General features: G+C 66.5%; 20 protein-coding genes. 6 read left to right on the forward strand and 14 right to left on the reverse strand.

Translation table 11 applies throughout. From position 1 onward, the window contains the following. From ASE72_RS16660 to ASE72_RS16705, 10 genes are all read right to left on the reverse strand, one after another. Positions 1 to 909: an alpha/beta fold hydrolase gene (locus tag ASE72_RS16660; protein ID WP_056023885.1), complete on the reverse strand. Its 909-nt coding sequence runs from the start codon at positions 907 to 909 to the stop codon at positions 1 to 3. After that, positions 906 to 1,895 (reverse strand): alpha/beta fold hydrolase, encoded by a 990-nt coding sequence (locus tag ASE72_RS16665; protein ID WP_162235487.1) that lies wholly within the window; start codon positions 1,893 to 1,895, stop codon positions 906 to 908. The genes ASE72_RS16660 and ASE72_RS16665 overlap by 4 nt, the downstream gene beginning before the upstream one ends. A gap of 111 nt (positions 1,896 to 2,006) precedes the next feature. After that, positions 2,007 to 3,410, reverse strand: coding sequence for an MFS transporter (locus ASE72_RS16670; RefSeq protein ID WP_162235488.1), 1,404 nt, complete (start codon positions 3,408 to 3,410; stop codon positions 2,007 to 2,009). 20 nt (positions 3,411 to 3,430) lie between these two features. After that, positions 3,431 to 4,279 carry an alpha/beta fold hydrolase gene (locus ASE72_RS16675; RefSeq protein ID WP_056023894.1) on the reverse strand — a complete coding sequence of 283 codons (849 nt, stop codon included), beginning with the start codon at positions 4,277 to 4,279 and terminating at the stop codon, positions 3,431 to 3,433. Then, the gene (locus tag ASE72_RS16680) at positions 4,276 to 5,544 is read right to left on the reverse strand and encodes an LLM class flavin-dependent oxidoreductase (protein WP_056023897.1); all 1,269 of its coding nucleotides are present in this window, start codon (positions 5,542 to 5,544) and stop codon (positions 4,276 to 4,278) included. Before ASE72_RS16680 ends, ASE72_RS16675 begins: the two co-directional genes overlap by 4 nt. Before the next feature lies 1 nt (position 5,545). Then, a complete protein-coding gene (locus ASE72_RS16685) occupies positions 5,546 to 6,421 on the reverse strand; it encodes an LLM class flavin-dependent oxidoreductase (protein WP_235532407.1) in 876 nt (291 codons plus the stop codon). Between the two features lie 39 nt (positions 6,422 to 6,460). After that, positions 6,461 to 7,771 (reverse strand): M24 family metallopeptidase, encoded by a 1,311-nt coding sequence (locus ASE72_RS16690; protein WP_056023903.1) that lies wholly within the window; start codon positions 7,769 to 7,771, stop codon positions 6,461 to 6,463. Then, positions 7,768 to 9,138 (reverse strand): MFS transporter, encoded by a 1,371-nt coding sequence (locus ASE72_RS16695; protein ID WP_056023907.1) that lies wholly within the window; start codon positions 9,136 to 9,138, stop codon positions 7,768 to 7,770. Before ASE72_RS16695 ends, ASE72_RS16690 begins: the two co-directional genes overlap by 4 nt. A gap of 4 nt (positions 9,139 to 9,142) precedes the next feature. Further along, complete coding sequence (locus ASE72_RS16700; protein ID WP_056023910.1) at positions 9,143 to 10,159, reverse strand: phosphotransferase enzyme family protein; 1,017 nt, start codon at positions 10,157 to 10,159, stop codon at positions 9,143 to 9,145. Between the two features lie 10 nt (positions 10,160 to 10,169). Then, on the reverse strand, positions 10,170 to 11,069 hold the full coding sequence (locus tag ASE72_RS16705; RefSeq protein ID WP_056023913.1) for an alpha/beta fold hydrolase: 900 nt from the start codon (positions 11,067 to 11,069) through the stop codon (positions 10,170 to 10,172). A gap of 70 nt (positions 11,070 to 11,139) precedes the next feature. On the opposite strand from ASE72_RS16705, the gene ASE72_RS16710 reads away from it, so the two are divergent. From ASE72_RS16710 to ASE72_RS16720, 3 genes are all read left to right on the forward strand, one after another. Then, positions 11,140 to 12,060: a LysR family transcriptional regulator gene (locus tag ASE72_RS16710; RefSeq protein ID WP_056023916.1), complete on the forward strand. Its 921-nt coding sequence runs from the start codon at positions 11,140 to 11,142 to the stop codon at positions 12,058 to 12,060. 124 nt (positions 12,061 to 12,184) lie between these two features. After that, a complete protein-coding gene (locus ASE72_RS16715; protein ID WP_156350568.1) occupies positions 12,185 to 12,526 on the forward strand; it encodes a hypothetical protein in 342 nt (113 codons plus the stop codon). Continuing rightward, positions 12,523 to 13,677: a class I SAM-dependent methyltransferase gene (locus tag ASE72_RS16720; protein ID WP_056023921.1), complete on the forward strand. Its 1,155-nt coding sequence runs from the start codon at positions 12,523 to 12,525 to the stop codon at positions 13,675 to 13,677. The genes ASE72_RS16715 and ASE72_RS16720 overlap by 4 nt, the downstream gene beginning before the upstream one ends. 47 nt (positions 13,678 to 13,724) lie before the next feature. On the opposite strand, the gene ASE72_RS16725 is transcribed toward ASE72_RS16720, so the two are convergent. After that, positions 13,725 to 14,462: a hypothetical protein gene (locus tag ASE72_RS16725; protein WP_156350570.1), complete on the reverse strand. Its 738-nt coding sequence runs from the start codon at positions 14,460 to 14,462 to the stop codon at positions 13,725 to 13,727. A 230-nt stretch (positions 14,463 to 14,692) separates the two neighbouring features. Between ASE72_RS16725 and leuC the strand changes: the two genes are divergently transcribed. From leuC to ASE72_RS16740, 3 genes are read left to right on the forward strand one after another with little or no spacing between them, the layout of a single operon-like run. Beyond that, complete coding sequence (gene leuC, locus ASE72_RS16730) at positions 14,693 to 16,096, forward strand: 3-isopropylmalate dehydratase large subunit (RefSeq protein ID WP_056023927.1); 1,404 nt, start codon at positions 14,693 to 14,695, stop codon at positions 16,094 to 16,096. A gap of 1 nt (position 16,097) precedes the next feature. Further along, entirely contained in the window at positions 16,098 to 16,721 is a 624-nt protein-coding gene (leuD, locus tag ASE72_RS16735; protein ID WP_056023930.1) for a 3-isopropylmalate dehydratase small subunit, read from the forward strand. After that, positions 16,718 to 17,353, forward strand: coding sequence for an isochorismatase family protein (locus ASE72_RS16740; RefSeq protein WP_056023934.1), 636 nt, complete (start codon positions 16,718 to 16,720; stop codon positions 17,351 to 17,353). Before leuD (ASE72_RS16735) ends, ASE72_RS16740 begins: the two co-directional genes overlap by 4 nt. Here the strand turns inward: ASE72_RS16740 and leuD (ASE72_RS16745) are convergent. Genes leuD (ASE72_RS16745) through ASE72_RS16755 form a run of 3 tightly spaced genes read right to left on the reverse strand, consistent with a single transcriptional unit; the run spans position 17,341 to position 20,528 of the window. After that, positions 17,341 to 17,964, reverse strand: coding sequence for a 3-isopropylmalate dehydratase small subunit (gene leuD / locus ASE72_RS16745; RefSeq protein WP_056023937.1), 624 nt, complete (start codon positions 17,962 to 17,964; stop codon positions 17,341 to 17,343). The two genes, ASE72_RS16740 and leuD (ASE72_RS16745), sit on opposite strands and share 13 nt — an antisense overlap. 3 nt (positions 17,965 to 17,967) lie before the next feature. Further along, entirely contained in the window at positions 17,968 to 19,341 is a 1,374-nt protein-coding gene (locus ASE72_RS16750; protein ID WP_056023940.1) for a 3-isopropylmalate dehydratase large subunit, read from the reverse strand. Positions 19,342 to 19,343: 2 nt separating this feature from the next. Next, entirely contained in the window at positions 19,344 to 20,528 is a 1,185-nt protein-coding gene (locus ASE72_RS16755; protein WP_200916327.1) for a CaiB/BaiF CoA transferase family protein, read from the reverse strand. Positions 20,529 to 20,550: the final 22 nt, after the last annotated feature.

The following is a 20,550-nucleotide window of genomic DNA, read 5'->3' on the forward strand; positions in this document are numbered from 1 at the left end:
CTAACGCGTGGCCGGCGAATGGACGTCGTCCACGAAACGGGAGAGCGCAGCATCGAACGCGACCGGCGTATCGGCGCTGACGGTATGGCCGGCATCGGCAAAGGCGAGCACGCGACCGTGCGGAAGGCTGGCGGCGAGCGTCTGCAGCCCGGCGACCGGCATCGCCGCATCCTTGCCGCCGACCACGAACACCACGGGAAGCGGCAGCTTTCCCGCCATGTCGGCATTGTCGATGCGAAAACCGCGCATCGCTCTGCGGCTATAGACCGGCCAGCTGAACTGCTGCCGCGCCCAGGCCGCGCGGGTCGCAGGCGACAGCGCGCTGCCCGACATGAACGGCACGAGCGCATCGCCGCCAGCCGCGAACCGGTCGAGGTCGCCCGACATCAGGTCCGTGTTGGCCCGCCCGTAAGCCGGGTCCGCGCGCACGACCTTGTTCGCGGGAATCAGACCGCCGGTGGTCGACACCATCATCAGTCCCGCGAGCGATCCCGTCCCGTATTTCCGGACATAATCGACGGCGGCATAGCCCCCCATCGACCACGCGACGATCGTCGGCCGGTCGAGCTTGGCCGCGGCAATGACCGCGGCGAGATCGTCGGCCCACAACCCTGTGTCGGCATACGCCTCCTCGCGCCATGGCTTGCCGGACGCGCCGTGCCCGCGCAGGTCGAACGCTACGAAGTGAAAGCGCCTGGCGAGTTCGGCATCGGCCTCCTGCGGCGCCCAATATTCCTTCGAGAAGCCCGCGCCATGGATCAGCACCACCGCGGGCCCCGCCCGATTGCCCCATTCCTCCATCGCGATCGGCAGGCCGCCGCCGCCCTCTACGAAACGCACGTCCGCACCATGAGCGGCCGACGCGAACAGCAGCGCGGCCGCTGCAATCGCACGCGAAACGCGGATCATGGTCGGATCGCCTGCAGATAGGCATCGACCATCAGCGCAAACCGGTGCGGGACCTCCATCGGCGGATAATGGCCGACGTCTGGCATGCCGACGAAGCTGATTGCGGACGCGGAATCGAGATGCGCGACGAGCGCCCTCCCCTCGGTCGGCGTCATCACCGGATCATGCATGCCCCACAGGATCAGCACCCGCGCCTTCACGCTGTGCAGCCGCGCCATCGTCGTCTGCCCATCTGCGGTCAGCGCGTGCAGCTTGAACTTGTTGGGTTCGGCGACGCGCAGGTTGCTGCGATAATAATAGTCGACCGTCGCGGCGCTGAGCCGGCTCTGGTCGCCGTACAGGAACGCAAGATAGGCCTGCCAGAAATCACGGCCCTCGATCCCCGTCGCCTTGGCGGCCGCGAGCGAAGCGTCGAGCGCCGGCGTCGACGGCAGTTTCAGGTTGGTTACCGAATCCGACGGCGTGTTCGACAGCACCAGCGCCGCGACGCGCTCGGGATAGGTCGCGGCGAAATAATAGGCGAGCGTGCCGCCGCTCGACACACCGACCAGCGTCACCTTCGGGATCTTCAGCGCGTCGAGAAAGGCGGCGGTGAACGCTTCGGGCGCACCGATTCGGGCAACCACCGCGTCGGAAACCGGTCCCGACAGCCCGGTCGGCGGCTGGTCGAACCGGACGACGCGGTACTTCGCCTTCAGTTCGGCGGCGATGCCGTCCCACGCGTCCAGCGTGCTGCGCGATCCGTGCAGCAGGAGCAGCACCGGTCCGCGACCTTCGTCTCGGTAACGGACATGGACCCCGGCCACATCGATGTAGCGATCGCCCGGCCGGCCAAGCTCGATACGCAATTGTTCGACGGTCAGGCGCGTCGGTACGTCAACTGGTACGCCAATTGTTACGGGGGTCGGTACAGGAGCCGGTACCGCTGCGATCAGCGTTACCGCCGCCCCGGCGAGCCCAATTATCGATCGAACCGAAATCTTCATGCGCGGGTCCTTGGCTGCGATACGGGTGCCGGGCGTGCTGAACGAACCGTGGGAAGCCTGTTTGCCCTGCCGTCCGGCTTCTCGGCGGAGCATGCCGGAGTTGCCTGCCGCCTATGCTTGTTCCTGACCTGGATCAATCTCAGGGCGACGTACGACGTCGCTCCGTCCCCCGAGCGGATAGAGCGTCATGAACACCGCGTTGCAGGCGTAGAGAACCACCGGCAGCACCGCGAACGCGACGTAGAGCGAGGTAATCGCCGATGCTGGCTGCGTGACCAGCTGTCCGTTCTTGGTCGGCATGTAATGGGCGTAACCCAGATAGACGCCGACCAGTCCGACGCCGAACGCGAACGCGGTCTTCTCGATCACCGCTATCACGCTCGACAACAGCCCCTCGCGGTGCCGCCCGGTCATGTCGCGATCATAGGCCAGCGTATCGCCAAGCATCGAGATCGACAGCAGGATCATCCCACCCGAGCCGAACCCGGCGAAGATCGCGCGTGCGACCAGCCCGGCATCGGTGATCGACGCATCTGCGGTCAGCCAACTCAGCGACACCGCGCACATGCAGGCTACACCGATCAGATACGCGTTGCGCTTGCCCATCCGCCGTTCGAACCACAGCCAGACCGGCATCGACAGCGCCACCGTGATGTTGCTGGCGATCGCGAACTTGATCTGGCCCGCGTAGCCGACCTTCAGCACGTTGAGCATGAACAGCAGGCTGGTCGTCGCCGCGCTCGCGAACGACAGGAACTGGAAGACCTTCGCGCCGACCAGCAGCATGAACGGCCGGTTGAGCAGGATGAGGCGGAACTGGCTGCCGTCCATGTGCGGCGCATGCGGTTTGGGCTCTAGCTCGGGCGCGTTGGCGGTGCCGAAGAACGACGCGGTCATCGCCGAGACGATCACCAGCGCCATGACGAAGCCCATCACCATATAGCCGCGCGCGCCACCGCCGCCCCAGCTGATGATCCCGGCGGTCCCGGCGATCGCGATCAGCTGGCCTATCGACACGAACACCGTGCGGAACGACAACAGCCGCGAGCGTTCGTATTTCGACTCCGTCATCTCGGACGGCATCGCCATGTACGGCACGTTGAACAACGAATAGCCGGTCGAATAAAGAATCAGCGCGACCAGCATATAGAGTGTGACCATAGTGTCGCTCATGACGGGCGGCGCGAAGATCATCAGGAACGAGCCGGCGGACACGACCGCGCCGAACAACAGGAACGGGCGCCGCCGGCCCCATCGACTGCGCGTCCGGTCGCTCATCGTGCCGACCAGTATGTCGGCGAACACGTCGTACAGCTTCGACACCATCAACAGGTATCCGGCGATCTCCGGCGACTTGCCGAGCACCGTCGTCATCAGCGCGGGAAAATAGGCGGTGACTGCGTTGAGCATTACCGAGACGCCGACCGTGCCGACCCCGAAGCCGAGGCAGGTTCGCATCGACAATCGGGTGTCTGCCGCGGAGATCGGCGCGGAGGCAGGCAAAGTTGCCGTCATGGTCTGTGATCCTGCGCCGTTCATGCTGGCGTATCGAGGAAGGCGGTGATCGCACCAGCCTTGGCTGCGGGATCGGAGGCGACTGCAGCCATCGTCGCGCGGGGAATGGCGGCGGCGGCGGCGGCGACCGAGGCGTTGAGGACCGCGAGTTCGCTGTCTGCCTTGAGCAGCAGCACCGGTGCCTCGATGAGCGGCATACGCTCAAGCGCACGGTACCGGAACGCCGCCAGATACGGCAGCGGATAGGTATCGAGCGCCTTGAGGACATCGAGCGCCGCGTCGTGCAGGATCTGCGGCGACGGCATCGGCCCGTTGAGGCGGTTGGCCGGGATCTTTTCGAAATGCGGGAAGAACAGCGCCTGATCGCGGACGAAGTTGAACGCCCAATTCAGATGCATGCCATATTGGTCGGGAACGATCTTCGGCGCATAATTCGCGAGGATCTTGTCGCGCATCGCGTCGCCGTAATCGGTGATGCCGTCGAGCACCGCATGCACGATCCGGTCGGGATAGGCGGCCGCCAGTTCGCACGCGATCCGCGCGCCGGTATGCGTGCCGTACACGTCGAACCGATCGATGCCCATCGCATCGGCAAGGCGGACGACGCTGTCGGCGAAATAGGCGATGTCGGGCTCAAGCTGCGCGGGCGCGGGGGAGTCGCCGTTGCCCAGCGTGTCGGGCGCGATCACCGTCCGCCCCTGCGCTGCGAGCGCCTGCATCAACGGCGCCATCCAGCGTGACGACGAGGGCGAGGCGTGGAACAGGAACAGCGGCACGTGCACCGGATCGGCGGCGACTATCTGCCGCAGGTGGACCTGCCCCTCGTCGATCGAGACGAACGCGCGTTCGATCCGGTGCGAGGCGATCATGCAGCCATGCCGAGATGGTTGCGCAGTTGCGATCCCTGGTACGCTTTGCGCAACAGCCCGCGCTGCTGGAGGATCGGCACGACCTCTGCGCAGAACACGTCGAGTTCGAGCGGCATGAACGCGGGCTGCAACGTGAATCCGTCGCACGCCTCGGCGTCGATCCACGTTTCCATGTGATCCGCGAACTGCTCGGGCGTGCCGACGAAGATGCCATGGCCGCGCGGCTTGCCCGCATAGTCGCGGCAGAAGTCTGCGAGGCTGCGACCGCTCTCGATCGCCGGGGCCATCATCTTGCGGATATCGGCGGGCGGGAATTCGCACGTCGCGGCGATGTCCTCGATCGGGATCGGCGCATCGGGAGCGTGGACGGTGAGGTCGTAGCCGATCGATTCACTCAGATATTCGATGCACAGCGCGTCGTCCGCGAACTCGTGCATCCGGGCCTGCGTCGTCCGCGCCTCCTCCTCGGTGCTGCCGAGGATGAAGGCGAGACCGGGCATGATCTTCACCAGATTCGGGTCGCGACCCGCCGCGGTGATCCGCGCGCGCATGTTGTTGCGGTAATCGCGCCCCGCCTCGATCGTCGGCGCGGCGCAGAAAATCGCCTCCGCGCTACCCGCCGCGAACGCACGACCGTCGGGCGACTGTCCGGCCTGGACGATCAGCGGACGGCCTTGTGGCGGGCACGGCATGGCAAGCTTGCCGGCGAAATCGAACCACGCGTTCTGGAGCGCGTCCGACTTGCCGTCGCAGGCGCTGCGCCAAAAGACCTCGGTCGCGTCGAGAAACGCCTGCGCACGGTCGTAGCGCAGCGTCTTGTCGAGCAGGTCGGTCTCACCGAAATTGAGCGCGGCGTTGACGTGCGCGGTGGTGACGATGTTCCAGCCGGCACGACCGCCGCTCAGGTAATCGAGCGCGGCGAACTTGGCGGCGACCTCGGCGGGTTCGTTGAAGGTCGTCGAGACGGTCGCGACGAGGCCGATATGGCTGGTGGCGCCGGCCATCACCGACAGCAGCGTGAACGGATCGAGCGTCGGGATCGCGAGGCGACCGGGCGTACGGCCGGCGGCGTCGCGGCCCTGGAGCTGGTCGCCGAACACGATCGCGTCGAAACAGCCGGCTTCCGCGGTGCGCGCGACACGCTCGTAATAGGCGCGGTCAAACACCGCGGCGGGGGTCGCGTCCTGGTCGCGCCAGCCGCCGGGATAGAAGCCGATGCCCTGGAGAAAGGCCCAGAGGTGAAGGCGGCCATTGGGGTTTTCCATTTTACGCGGCCTTGCTGAAGGGGTTGGCGGGGCGAGGGACGCCGATGCGGCTGCGCCAGCAATCGCCGGCCCGGAATGCGGTTGCGGGCACGAGCGCACGGGCGGCGGCGATCGCCGCAACATCGGGGTTGCCGGTCAGGTGAATGCCGGCTGCGCCAACGGCCTGCGCGATCGCCAGCGTCGCAGCGACCTCGGATGCGACGCTCTTGAGAAGAATCGCCGGGCGATAGGGCGCGGCGGCGGCGCGTGCGATCTGCGCCTTGACGTCGCCGACTGATGTCGCCGCGATCAGTACAACGTCCGCCGGCACGGTAGAGTCGACGATTTCCCCGACGGGCTCGCGGAACAGCAGGGGATAGCCGAGCTTGGGTCGTGCCGCATTCAGCGGGCCGACGGTCGAGAAATACGGTCCCTCATAGTGCACCCGGCGGACCCTGGTACTGTCGAGATACACGCCGCTCGTTTTGTCGAGGACCAGTGCGTCGCCGTCCCAGCTGTCCCACAACGCCTGCGTCGCGCCGATGAAGTCGTCATGTTTCACCACTGCCTCGCCCGGGGGCAACGCATAGCTCGCGCCGTACGCGGTATCGAAGCGTGCGGGGTCGGTGCAGGTCGGCATCCACCCGGAACGCCCGTCGCTCAGTATATCGATCGCCGACAGCGCGCGGGCGACGTGGAACGGCAGGCTGTGCAGCCCCGGCAGCACGCCGACGACTGCCGCATTGCGCACCACGCCCAGAACCCACGGCATCGTCACCAGCGCCTCGATGCCCGCGGGTGCGACGACGCCGTCGACATCATTGCCGAGCAGCAGGAAATCGATGCCGGTCGCGTCGATCCCGGCCAGTTTGGCGGTCAGGGCAGGGGCGCCGCCCAACGACGGATCCACACATGCGGAAAGTAACATACTGATCCTTCAGACTGTGATGACGTGGTCGCCGATCGCGTGGATCGGCTCGCAGCCGTCCGCGGTAATCACGACCAGGTCTTCGATATGGATGGAGCCGCCGATGCCGACCTCGACCACCGGACAGTCGACGCTGATCACCATGCCGGGCTCGAGCGTCAGATTGTGCTTCTTGTAGAAGCCGCCCGCTTCGAGCCCCGGTTCGTCGGAATGCATCAGGCCGACGCTATGCGGGCCGAAGCCGATCATGTCGGCGACCCCCGCCTTCTTGAGCGCTGCGTAACCGAGCGCTGCGATCTGGGCATAGTCGAGGCCGGGGCGCAGCTGCTCGCGAATGGCCTCCCAGCCGAGCACCGCCGCCGCCGCCGCACGCCTGGCGGCGGGCGCAGGCTCGCCGACGAAGACGGTGCGTGCATAGTCGCCGTGGTAATTCTGGAAGTGCCCGACGCCGTCGAGGAACAGCGACTGCCCGTCGCGGATCCTGTCGCCGGTCGGCAGGTCGGACGAGACGCGGTCGACGGTCATGAACACCGACCGATTGCCGCGCTTGGCGCTTTCTACGCCGAACAGGTTACGGACCTGGTGATAGCTCGCACCCTCGCGCAGTTGCGCGACCACGGCGTTGACCGCGGCGGCATTGGCCCCTGCCCCGCGCCGCATCAGCGCGAGTTCGAGCGGCGATTTGGCGATCCGGATCCAGCGCAGGATATTGTCGGCCGGCGCCAGCGTACCCGGCCGATCGTGCCGCTCGCAGACTTCGGCGATCACGGGATGATCGAACGCGACCCGGCCGTTCCAGAGACCCATCGCCTGCAGCGCTCGGGTCAAGGCACCACCAGCGTCGTGCAGCAGCGGTTCGACGGCCAGGACGGCGTCGGTGCCGATGTCGCGCCGCAGTTCGACATCGGATCGTGGATCTGTGCCGCGGTCGGCGAACATGCCGTGCCGCACACCCAGTGCGTCTGGATCGCCGTCGTCGCCCGCTTCGACGAAGAGGTAGCTCTGGATACCCGATCGCGCGCCCCCGTCGGCGAAGGTGTAGTAATAGATGAAATGCGACGTGACGATCGCCGGTTTCTGGCGCTGGTCACGCGACAGGATCGCGAAGGTCGTCGGTGGCTGGCCCAGCCGCGTCGTGCCGATCTGGGGCCAATAGCCGAGCATGTGATAGACGTTGAGCGGATCGCCGACGACGATACCGTCGATATCGAACCGTTCCATCACCTCGTACGCGCGCGGCAGGTTCATCGGGCCCCCGTCACGCAGCGCGTCGAGCAGCGCGTCGTCTTGGGCAAGCCAGTCTGTCGTATCGGCGATCATGCCGCCGCCACCTTGAATGCGGGGGTCCGGTTCGCACCAGCCACCCGCGCGAAGCAGAAGGCCGCCACGAGATAGGCTGGCACAGCGACGCACAGGATCGCGTAACCGACCAGTTCGGGTCGCCCGAACACATGCTGGGTCAGCATCGCCACCAGCACCGGGCCCAATGCCGCGCCGAACACCGTGTTCATGAGGCCGGTGATCGAGATCGCCGTCCCGCGCATGTCGGCAGGCGCCTCGGCCTGCAGATAGGTGAGCGTCGCCGCACCGACCATCGCGGTGATCCCGGCAAGCGACGCGCACAGCACGCACGCAAGCGTCAGGCTAGGCGCGAGCACCGCGCAGGCCGACGGCAGTGCGACGAACGGCAGTATCACCAGCAGCTTCGGAATCGCGTCATGCCCGGACCGCTTGACGATCCGATCGACGATCCAGCCGCCGACGATCGGGCCGAGCAACCCCGACACGATCGCCATCGGCCCCAATAGTGGCGCGACCTCGGCGGGTGTGACGCCGAACTTACGCGAGATCATCGCGACCTGCCACGCGAACGCACCGTAGGTGCCGAGGAAAAACGCGGCGAACCCGACATAGACGGCGACGAACTTGCTGCGCTCGGTCCAGAAATGCGCGAGTGTCCGCGATACCTGCGAACCCCAGCTTTCCCGCGTCGTCGTCATCACCGCACCACGGCGCGGCGGCTCGCGTGTTGCGAGGAAGGCCAGCGCAACCACGGTGCCGGCGAGGCCACACACAACGAACACGATCCGCCACGGCGCCAACCCACTCAGTATCGGCCAGCCGGCGAAATCGCCGCGCGCGGCCGCCCCCAGCAGGAACCCCGCGACGGAGATCGACACGCCCTGCGCGATCGCCTGGCCCATGATGTAAAACCCTACCGCACGCCCCCGTCGACCGGGCGGGAACAGGTCGGCGATCAGCGAGATCGCAGCGGGCGCCAGTGCCGCTTCGCCGAGCCCGACCAGCAGGCGCGACAGGAACAGCTCGCCGAACGATCCGGCCAGCCCGCCGCCGATCGTCGCGCAGCTCCACACGAAGATGCCGATGACGATCAGCCAGCGGCGCGAGGTGCGGTCGGCGACGACGCCCAGCCACACACCCATCACCGCGTAGAACAGCCCGAATGCCAGCCCCTGCAACACGCCGATCTGCACGTCCGAGATCAGCAGTTCGCTCTTTACGCCATCGACGACGATGTTGAGCAGCCCGCGGTCGATCACCGAGACGATCGACGCGACGAACAGCAGCAGTAATATCGTCCAGGCGCGCAACGGCGGCGGATAGCCCTGGTCGGCGGACGCAGTGGCGATGGCAGATGTTGCGGCGGTGGGGTTCGGGCTGGTCATGCGCTTACAGCAGGCCCAGGGGACGTGCGCGCGACTTGATGTATTCGCCGAGCCAGTCGAGCCCGCGGAAGCGCAGCGTGCCGCGCCCGACGCTCTTCGACGATTCCGCCATGCCAGCGATCAGGCGGAAGGCCTTGGCGAGCAGGAACAGCTCCTTGTTCGCCTTCTCGGCCTCGGTGAACGGACGCACCGTCTCGTAGCCGCGCTCGAACGCCTCGCCATAGCTTGGCGAGAAGCCGTAGAACAGATTGCCCCAGACGTAGTTCTGGACGTCCTGCATCATGTAATCTTCGCCGAGCCCGTCGAAGTCGAGCAGCGTGATCTGCCCGTCCTCCGACACATGGACGTTGCTCGGGTGGAAGTCGCAGTGACAGATGCCCATCGGCACGTCTTCGGCCTGGAGATCGATCAGCCGCTGCTTCAGCCGGTCGGCGATGATCGCATAATCGTGCAGGTCGTCCGGGCGATCGTAGACGAACGCCAGCAGCGCGGGCACGGTCTCCTCGAAGCGCCACGCATTGTCGGACGAGAAAGGCGCGTCGCCGTGATATTTCAGACCGTGCAGATGCATCTGCGCGAAGGTCGCGCCGATCCGCTCGGCGATGCCGATGTCGAGCATGTCGCCGAACTTGTGCCCCGGCGCCCAGTCGTACAGCGCGATCGCGCGCTCGCCCTCGGGCGAGTCGACCTTGAAGTAGAGATTGCCGTCCCTGGCGCGAACGCCGGTCGAGGCGGCGAAGCCCTCGCCGCGCAGGTAATCGAGGAAATCGAGCTCATAGGCGACCTCGTCGACGTCGCGGTAGGTCTTGCGCCAGACCCGCGCGGCGTATCGCTCGTTCTCGTCCTGGACGAGGTAGACGTCGTTCATGCCGCGGTAGAGCAGGAACGCGGTGACCTTGCCCGACAGCGCGTAGCGGCGCGTCATCTCGGCGGCGATGAAACTTGGGTCGAGCACCGAATGCGAGACGACGGCTTTGACGAGAGGCGTCTCGACGAGCGGCTCCTGAACGACGGTGGCCAATGCTGATCTCCTAGGTGTGCGGACCGTCGAGGAAGCGCCGCAGCGCCTGCCCGATCCGGTCGAGGGATTGGGGTAACTCGAGAATGTCGCGAGGGAAGCGCTCGATCTCGACGATCCGCGCATCGGATACGAGCGCGGCCGCGGCGCGCGATTGCGCGGCGATGTCCTCGGGTGGCTGGAGCAGCAGGAAGGGTTGCCGGATCAGCGGCAGGCGCGCACCATAGTCGTAGCGCCACACGCCCTGATATGCCCAGGACGCCCGGTCGATCGGCGCGAGCTTGTCCGCCCAGAGTTGCGCGGCACGGCGGAGCGGTACGCCCGGCGTGCGCTGCGTGACGATGAAATCCCAGAGCGGCGCGGCGAGTGCCAGGGCGCCCCTGCCCGCTTCGTCCAGCGCGTCGGTGGCATCGTGCGCGGCCTGAAGCCGGTCGGCGCGCTCGGCGGCGCCGCGCATGGGAATGCCTGAACAGACGACATGGCGGACCGCAACTGGCGCCGCGAGCGCGAACTCGATCGCGAGCAGCGCGCCGGTATGCACGCCGAAGACATCGCATCCGGTATCGCATGTCAGATTAAGATGCGCGGCGGCATCGACGAGGCATTCGGCATAGGCGGTCATCGACAAGGCCGCTGGCGGGGCGTCCGACATGCCATAGCCCGGCGTATCGAACGCGACGACGTGACGATCGGTCGCCATCGCCGCGATCAGCGGCTCATATTCGAACGACGATGCGGGGGTCTGGTGCAGCAGCACGAGCGGACGGCGGGACGCCCCCGGCACGGCGGCATGTCGGTAGTGGATCTGCCCATAGCGGCCATCGACATAACTCCGGCGGACGCCGGGCACCCCGCCCGCCGCCCGTCTGGCCCCGTCCGGATTGATATCCAGGCTGTCGACATCACCGATCATAGGTTAAACCTGCGGCGGGACGCGGCGACGGTCTATACCTGTTTCCACTATATGGTTATACGCCTTGGGCATGGCCATAGAACTTCGCGCGCTCGAACATTTCGTCAACGTCGCCGAAAGCAGCGGCTTTGCCGCCGCCGCGCGGAAAATGCGGACGAGCCAGCCAAACCTGTCGCGCAGCATCGCCCAGCTCGAAGCGTCGATGGGCGCCAAGCTGTTCGACCGCACGACGCGTGGCACCGCGATCACCGAGGAGGGCCGCCGCCTCCTGCCCCATGCGATATCGATCATCAACGAGATCGCGCGTGCGCAGTCCTTGTTCGAGACGCCGCAGGAAGAAGAGATAGAACAGGTCGGGATCGGGGTTTCGCCCAGCCTGCTCTACCGCGGACTGCCCGCGGCACTCGGCGCGCTGACGCAGCATCCCGACAAGCGCAATATCGTGATCTCGACCGGCACGCTCGAGGAGTTGCTCGAACAGGTCCGCAAGCATGCGGTGCACGCGGCGCTCTGCATCGTGCCCGACTATATGAGCGGACGACGCAGCGACCATGCCGACGTCACCTTTCAGGAACTCGCCGACGAGGAAATGATCCCGGTCGCGCGCAGCGGTCATCCGGTATTCGCGAGCGAGCGGAGCATGGCAGACCTCAGCGCCTATGACTGGGTGGTGCCGCACCAGATGTCGGTCAGCTATCGCTTCGAGAGCGCATTCTTTCGACGCAACCTGACGGTGCCGGCCCAACGGCTGAACTGTTCCTCGATGCACCTCCTGATGACCGCGATCCTCGACTGGTCGTTGATCGGCATCGTGCCGCGGTTCCTGGTCGAGCGGGAACTTGCCGGGGGAACGCTGCGCGTGCTCGACATGCCAGAGCTTCATTTTCCCTATGCGTTGAGCATGATCACGCTGAAGTCAGCGATCCCGACCCAGGGCGTCGCGGCAGTGCTGCAATCGCTGCGCACGCACATGCAGCGCGATCCGAAGTGACGCGTGATGCATTTTCGGTATAGCGATATGTCGAAATTGCGCATTGCAGCGACGGACTAGCCACGCCAGTTTTACTCCAAGTTTCCAGACCCGGCTAGGCTCGGGCAGTCCGGAGAGAACCGACATGACGACCCCGCTTCCCACGACCCCCAAGGGGTTGGCGACCATTCCCGGCCAGCGGTTGGTGGATGCGCAGACGATGTCGATGATCGTCGCGCTCGCCTCGCAGCAGACGGTGATGCGCGCGAGGATCGACGCGTGCGAGCGGCTCCTGGTCGAGAACGCGGTCCTGGCGCCGGGTGCGATCGATGCGTTCGTTCCCGATGCGACCGCGCAGGCCGAGCGCGACCAATTGCGGCAGCAGAGCATGACCAAGATCTTCCGTGCGCTTCACGAAGCGGGCGAGGCCGACCTCGCCGCCCTCTCCGCCACCAACGCCACCCCCCGATCCGAGGATGCAGCATGACCGGCATGAACGAAGGCAGCCCCGCGATGCTCGGCCACCCGATGATCGCGCAGCCGAACCACGACGAACTCGTCGAGCAGATGTTCGTCCGCGACCTGAAGGTGTTCGTCAGCGGTACGCTCGAACCGACGCAGCGGGCGGTCGCGCAGAAGCTCGAAGCCGTCGCGCCACTGACCAATAGCAACAGCCCGGTCGAGGATCTGCGCGACCGGATGATGGGCATCGAGAGCTTCAAGACCTGGATCGCTCTCAAGCGTGAATCGCAGCGGCACCTGTGGTCCGCGGTGGGCGAAAGCGTCGAGCGTCAGAAGGACAGCCTCGAGGCACTCAGCCAGATCGCCACGCCGCGCGGTTCGGTCACGCTCGATCCCGATTTCGTCGCGCCGGCCTACATCACCGGTGCCGATATCCATCTGATGCCGGGCGGTAACGCGCTCGACGACGGATCGCTGCTGCAGGGCGCGGTGATGGATCGCGGTGGAGCGGTGTTCATGCTGGGGCGCAACGGCGGCATGCTCAACGACCTGCGCGGACATACCGCGATGGCGCATCTGCCGACCGCCTATCCCGACATGAAGCCGTTGAAGATCCTCGAGATGGGCTGCGGCATCGGCACCAGTGTCGTGCCCGCCGCGACCTGGTTCCCCGACGCGGAGATCCACGGGATCGATGTCGGGGCGTCGATCCTCCGTTATGCGCATGCACGGGCCGAGCATCTCGGTGCGCCGATCCACTTCTCGCAGCAGAGCGCCGAGCACACCAACTTTGCCGACGGCAGTTTCGACGTCGTGTTCAGTTGTGTCGTATTACACGAGACATCGCAGGCGGCCGCGTCGAACATCCTTGCCGAATCGCGTCGCCTGCTCCGGCCGGGTGGCGTCGCGATCCATCTCGAAGTGCCGTTGATGAACACGTTCGGCATGATGTGGGAGGAACTGTCCGCCGAGATCGAGGCCGAGTTCAACAACGAACCATATTGGCGCGGTGCATTGTCGGCGGATTACGGCGCGCTGATGGGCGCTGCGGGGTTCAAGGACGTCAAGGTCGGCTACCAATCGACCGCGTTCGCCGGACCGCATTCGCCGCTCAAGTTCGGCGATACGTCCGATGGCGTGTTCCGGTCGTGGTTCGTGACCTCCGGCACGGCCTGAGCGGCCTGCGGATCGACCGTCATCGCACCGCTGCGATGACGGTCGGTCTAGGGCAGCGTCGTCACGGACGTGAGCTCATAGACGGTCGAAACCTGATCCCAGCGCATGCGCAGGAAGGTGAAATCGGAGTCGCGCACCCATAGATCGGCAGCCGGCCAGTCGTCGCGCCAGCGGATCGCATAGCGGCGCGCCACGAAGTCCCCCGCGACGACGGATATCGCCTCCCGGCCGAGATAGGCGACATCGATGCGCAGTGGCACCGCCCCACAGGCTTCGTCGCCGTTCGGAGACACCGAATTGGTGACGGCCGCTATGCCGATGAACCGTCCGGGGTCTTCGGTACCACGGATCGCCGCGATCAGGGCGTCGCCCTGCAGCGGGTGAAGCCCGAGATAGGGGATGCGGGTCGGCGTGGGCAACGTCACGTTGCTCGCACGGGTCCCGACCCGGGCGGCCATGCGGACGCTGTCGTCGCCGATGTCGAACCACATCGTCGCATACGGGACCCCGGCCTTGACGATCCGGCAAAACCCGTCGCGCGCACGCCAGTCCGCGTCCATCGCGAGCGTCACGTCGCGCAGCAAGGCCTCGTCGTCGATCTCGCACACCGCGCGCAGGACGTGGCCGTCCGCATGATGCAGTATCTCGAACCGCTCGCGCCCGGTGTCCCGCCCATCAGTGAGATATCCGATCGTCCCGGTCATGCCGCCGGTGACGACGCGTGCCCCCATCCCCGCCGCGAGACCGCCCGGCATATCGTCTGATCCGGGTCCACGCCGTTCCATCGCAACTCTCCCCGCGCATCAGGCGCAGGACGGTTTAGCCGCGCGCGCCACGACCACGGCGCGGCGACGCCGGAGTGTCCACGGTGCGACCAGGATTTCAGGTGCTATCGTTGGCCAATCGAGCTTCGGGCGATGATTGCTCGGCCGATCGACGGACGCCGCTGATCGCCACACGGATACCCCGTGGTCAGGACGGGCAAAGACCGTGCCTATCGCCTAGCGTCCCGCCCATGCCGACGACCCTGTATCAGAAATTGTGGGATGCCCATGTCGTCGTCGACCTGCCGGGCGACGATGCGCTGCTGTATATCGATCGTCACCTCGTCCACGAGGTCAGCAGCCCGCAGGCGTTCCAGTCGCTGCGCGATGCGGGGCGGCGACTGCGACGTCCGCAGACCCATCTCGCCGTCGCCGACCATGCCGTACCGACCAGCGCGCGCGGCACGCGCATTGCCGACCCGCAGGCCGCCGCACAGGTCGATGAGCTCGAAACCAACGCCGCCGCCTTTGCGGTACCATATCGGGCGCTCGAGGGCGATGGACAGGGGATCGTCCACGTCATCGGTCCCGAGTCGGGGTTCACGCTGCCCGGCATCACGATGGTCTGTGGCGACAGCCATACGACCACGCACGGCGCGTTCGGCGCGCTCGCGTTCGGGATCGGTGCCAGCGAATGCGGGACGGTCATGGCCGCGCAGAGCCTGAAACAAATACGCGCCAAGACGATGCGCGTCGATCTGGTCGGCACGCTGTCGCCGTTCGTCTCCGCCAAGGACGTCGCGCTTGCCTTCATCGCCAAGGTCGGTGCGCTGGGTGCAGCGGGTCACGCGGTCGAATATGCCGGCCCGGCGGTCGCCGCCATGTCGATGGCCGCGCGCATGACGCTGTGCAACATGACGATCGAAGCAGGCGGCCGGATCGGCCTGATCGGACCCGATGATACGACCTTCGCCTATCTCAAGGGGCGCGAGATGGCACCGGCCGGCACAATGTGGACGCGTGCGGTCGAGTACTGGCGCACGCTTCGCTCCGATAGGGATGCGGTGTTCGACACGATCGTGACGATCGACCTGTCGGACATTGCCCCGCATGTCAGCTGGGGCACCAGCCCCGAGGATTGCGCGCCCGTGACCGAAACCGTGCCCGATCCCGCGACGATCGCCGATCCCGGGGTGCGCCGCCGCGTGGAAAAGGCGCTCGCCTATATGGGCTTAGCGGGCGGAACGCCGCTGGATACCATCGCCATCGACCGTGTGTTCATCGGGTCCTGTACCAACGGCCGCATCGAGGATCTACGATCGGCGGCGGATGTCGTCGCAGGCCGGCGCATTGCACCAGGGGTCAGCGGCATCGTCGTTCCCGGATCGACCGCGACCAAGCATCAGGCCGAGGCCGAAGGGCTCGACGCGATCTTTCGAGCGGCCGGGTTCGAATGGCGACATGCCGGTTGTTCGATGTGCGTCGCGATGAACGACGACCGCCTCGCGCCCGGCGAGCGCAGTGCCTCAACCTCCAATCGCAATTTCGAAGGGCGCCAGGGCCCCGGAGGTCGCACGCACCTGATGAGTCCCGCAATGGCAGCAGCGGCGGGGATCGTCGGGCACCTCGTCGACGTCCGCGAGCTGGGATCCTGACATGCAGCCCTTTACCCGCCTTTGCGGAACCGCCGCCGCGTTGCTCGAAGAGAATATCGACACCGACATCATCTTTCCCGCGCGTTTTCTCCTCATCACCGACCGGCACGGGCTCGGCCGTTATGCGTTCCACGACCGGCGCTTCGATACGCAGGGTGAAGAAATCGCATCGTTCGTAATAAACCAAATGCCGTGGCGAGATGCACCGATCCTGATTACGGGTGCGAACTTCGGTTCCGGGTCGAGCCGCGAACAGGCGGTCTGGGCGCTGCTCGGCCAAGGCATCCGCTGCGTCGTCGCACAAAGCTTCGGCGAGATCTTCTACGGCAACTGCTTCCGCAACGGAGTGCTGCCGATCGTCCTGAGCCTCGCGACCATCGCAGCGCTGGCCGCCGCAGCACAAAGTGGACAGCCGTTCATCATCGACCTGGAGACGCAGACGATCCACGTCGGCGACGCGCCACCCCTCGCATTCGAGATCGCCGCGCAACACCGACTCGCTCTGCTCAACGGGTGGGACGAGACCGACATGATCCTGAACGCGCGCGGCGACGCCATCGCGGCTTTCGAGGACCGCCACCGACGTATTCAGCCCTGGCTGTTCGAGACGGAAGAACCATCATGAGCGACGATCTGACCGCCAATTATGCAGGCGTCTACGGCACCAAAGTCGGCTTCGGACGCCGCCCCGCGCTGCTGATGATCGATTTCTGCCAAGGCTATTTCGACCCGGCCTGCGACCTGTACTCGGGCGTCGAGGACGCGCTGGCCTCTGCGCTCCGGGTACGCGCGGCGGCACGGGCGGCGGGGGTTCCAGTGATACTGACCAACGTCGTCTATCATCCCAGCGCGATCGATGGCGGCCGCTTCTACGAAAAGGCCGCACCGCTCCGTCACTTCCTGAAGGGCAACCCGATGGGTGCATGGCCCGAGGGGCTGACGCCCGAGCCGGACGAGCTCGTCATCTCGAAGCAATATCCGAGCGCGTTTTTCGGCACCTCGCTCGCGTCGACGCTGACCGCGATGGGGATCGACAGCGTGCTACTGACCGGCCTGACGACGAGCGGCTGTATTCGCGCGAGCTGCGTCGATGCGATGTCGCATGGGTTCCGCACGACCGTCGTCGCCGACGCGTGCGGCGATCGTCATGCCGCGCCGCACGAGGCGAACCTGTTCGACATGAACGCCAAATATGCCGATGTCGTCGGCGAGGATGATGTCGTGGCATTCCTCGGCGGGGTCGCTCAGCCGAGGTAGACCCAGCCGCGGCGCATGCGATCGGCGGCGACGAAGCCGTCGATCTCGGCACGGCGCTTCAGTGTCAGGTCGATCGCATCGAGCCCGTCCAGCAGCATCTCCTTCGCCTCGTCCGCGATCGGGAAGGCGTGGACGGTACCGTCCGGACCGGTCAGGACTTGCGTCGGCAAATCGACGGTGATGCGCAATCCCTGCGGATCCAGCGCGAGCGCGGTCGCCAGCGACGCTATCGCCCCTGGCTCGAGCGTGACGGGCACGATGCCGTTGCGGATGCAATTCCCCTGGAAGATCGGGTTGAACGACGACGCGACGATCACCCGGATGCCGTATTCCGCAAGCGCCCACGCGGCGTGTTCGCGACTGGAGCCGCAGCCGAAATTTGCGCCACCCAGGATGATCCGGGTGTCTGCATAGGCGGGCTGGTTCAGGACGAAGCTGGGATCGAGATCGCGCGTGCCGATGCCGATATAGCGCCATCCCGCGAACAGCCCGTCAGCCAGGCCGGTCTTCGACACCGACCGCATCTCACGCGAGGGAATGATCGCGTCCGTGTCGATATTGTCGCGCAGCAATGGCGCGGCGGCGGCGGTCAGGCGAGTAAAGGGTTCCATTGCTCAACGCTCCAACACACGGGGGTCGGCGATCCGGCCCGCGATCGCGCTGGCGGCCACCGTCTCCGGACTGGCGAGATGCGAGCGGGTTTCGGGGCCTTGCCGGCTTTCGAAATTGCGGTTGGTCGACGTCACGACCCGCTCGCGTGCGCCGAAGCTCTCGCCGCCTGCGAAGAAGCACATCGAGCAGCCGGACTCGCGCCACTCGAAACCGGCGGCGCGAAAGATCCGGTCGAGCCCCTCGGCTTCGGCGGCATGCTTGACCGCGGTCGAGCCGGGGACGCAGATCGCGCGCACGCCATCGGCTACCTTGCGCCCGTCGAGCAGCGCGGCGGCGCGGCGGAGGTCGGACAGGCGGCTGTTCGTGCAGGAACCGATAAAGGCGGCGTCGATCGGCAGACCCAGCAGCGCGTCACCGGCCGCCAAACCCATATAGGCGAGCGCGCGGGCAGGCGCGTCGGCGGGCACCCTGCCGTCGAGCCCTACCGAATCCTGCGGGCTGATCCCCCAGCTTATCGTCGGCGCGACCTGAGTGGCATCGATCGCGATCTCCGCGTCGAACACCGCGTCGGCATCGGTGGCGAGCGTTCGCCAATAGGCGACGGCGTCGTCCCAGGCGGCGTCGCCCGGCGCGTGTGGACGGCCCTTCAGATAGCCAAAGACCATGTCGTCGGCAGCGATGATCGCCGTGAAGGCGGAGAATTCGGTTGCCATGTTACACAGCGTCATGCGCGCCTCGACGTCGAGCGCGCGGACCGTGTCGCCAGCATATTCGACGACATGCCCATGCCCCCCACTCGACCCGTGCTTCGCCAGGATGTGAAGCGCGAGATCCTTGGCGGTCACGCCGCGCCCCAGTTCGCCCGAGATCGTAACGCGCATCGTCTTGGGCTTCAGCACGCGGAGAGTTCGGGTGGCGAGCGCATGTTCGGCCTCGGTCGAGCCGATGCCCCACGCCAACGCGCCGAGCGCGCCTTGCGTGCAGGTGTGGCTGTCGGGGCAGACAAGCGTCGCACCGGGCAGGACGATAGCCTGTTCGGGGCTGATGACGTGAACGATCCCCTGCCCCGGATCGCCGATGTCGAACAGTGTGATGCCGGCCGCGTTGGCTTCGGCGCGAGTGACGCGGATGAAGTCGGTGCCGGTCGGCATGATCGTGCGATCCGTCCGGCCGGGCAGCGTGTCGACGACGTGATCCATCGTCGCGAAAACCTGCCGTGGGGCCGCGACCTGGCGGCCGGCTTCCGCAAGGCTTTGCAGTGCGATGCCGCCGGTGCGTTCGTGGAGGAGGACGCGGTCGATCAGGATCAACCCACCATCCGCGAGCGGCGCGACCTCGTGATCGCGCCAGATCTTCTCGAAGATCGTCAGGCCCATCGTCAGGCCACCGCGCCGGACGTGAACAGCGCGTCGATGGTGTCGTTCGACATGCCTGCGTCCAAGAGGAGCGCGCGCGAATCGGCACCAGGGTCGCCAAGGTCGTGGCGGACGCCGAAGCGTTCGCCGTCGACCTCGATCGGCAGCGCGGGAAGGCGAGCCGGCGTCCCATCCGGCAGGTGCAGATCGACCAGGCCGCCTTGCGCATTAAGGTGGAGGTCGTCGAACAGATCCTCGGGCCGGGCGATCGGCGCGACCGGCAAGCCGACCGCCTCGCACTTCGCGAGCAGCACGTCGCGATCGATGTCGGCGAACATCGCACGGATTCGCGGCAGGATGCGGTCGCGCGCAAGCACGCGGTCGTTGTTGAGCGCCAGCGTCTCGTCGCTTGCGAAATCGTCGAGCGCGAATGCGGTGCAGAACGCGACCCATTGCTGGTCGCTGACGACGCCGACGAAGATCTGGCCCTCGCCGGCGGTCGCGAACACGTCGTAGATCGCCCATGCCGAGACGCGGGCCGGCATCGGTGCGGCCGCGGTGCCGGTGACCGCCTTCTGCGCCATGTGCTGGCCGACGAGGAAGGCCGTGGTCTCGAACAGCGAGCATTTTACCTGGCCGCCCGCGCCGGTGCGGTGGCGGCGTTCGAGCAGGCCGAGGATGCCGATCACGCCGAACATCCCGCCGGTGACGTCGATCACCGATGCCCCCGCGCGGAGCGGTCGTCCGGGCGGTCCCGTCATGTAGGCGAGCCCGCCCATCATCTGTGCGACTTCGTCGAGTGCTGTGCGGTTCTCGTACGGACCCGCGAGGAAGCCCTTGGCCGAGCAATAGATCAGACCGGGATTGTCCGCCGACAGGGCGTCGTAGCCGAGTCCGAGCCGGTCGAGCGCGCCAGGCCGGAAATTCTCGACGACGATGTCCGCGGCCGCCGCCAGCGCACGAGCGGCCGCGATACCGCCGTCGGATTTGAGGTCGAGGCAGACGCTGCGTTTGTTGCGGTTATACATCGGGTAATAACCTGCGCCCGAGCCGAGCAGCCGGCGTGTGCGGTCGCCGCCGATCGGCTCGACGCGGATCACGTCGGCGCCCATGTCGCCGAGGATCAGCCCGGTCGACGGGCCCATCACCATGTGGGTGAACTCGACGACCTTGAGGCCCGCCAGCGGCAGCCCGCTGAGCGGGGACATTTCCGTATCCGACATCCGGTCA

Origin of the sequence: Sphingomonas sp. Leaf20, assembly GCF_001421535.1 — a bacterium.
Taxonomy (GTDB): domain Bacteria; phylum Pseudomonadota; class Alphaproteobacteria; order Sphingomonadales; family Sphingomonadaceae; genus Sphingomonas.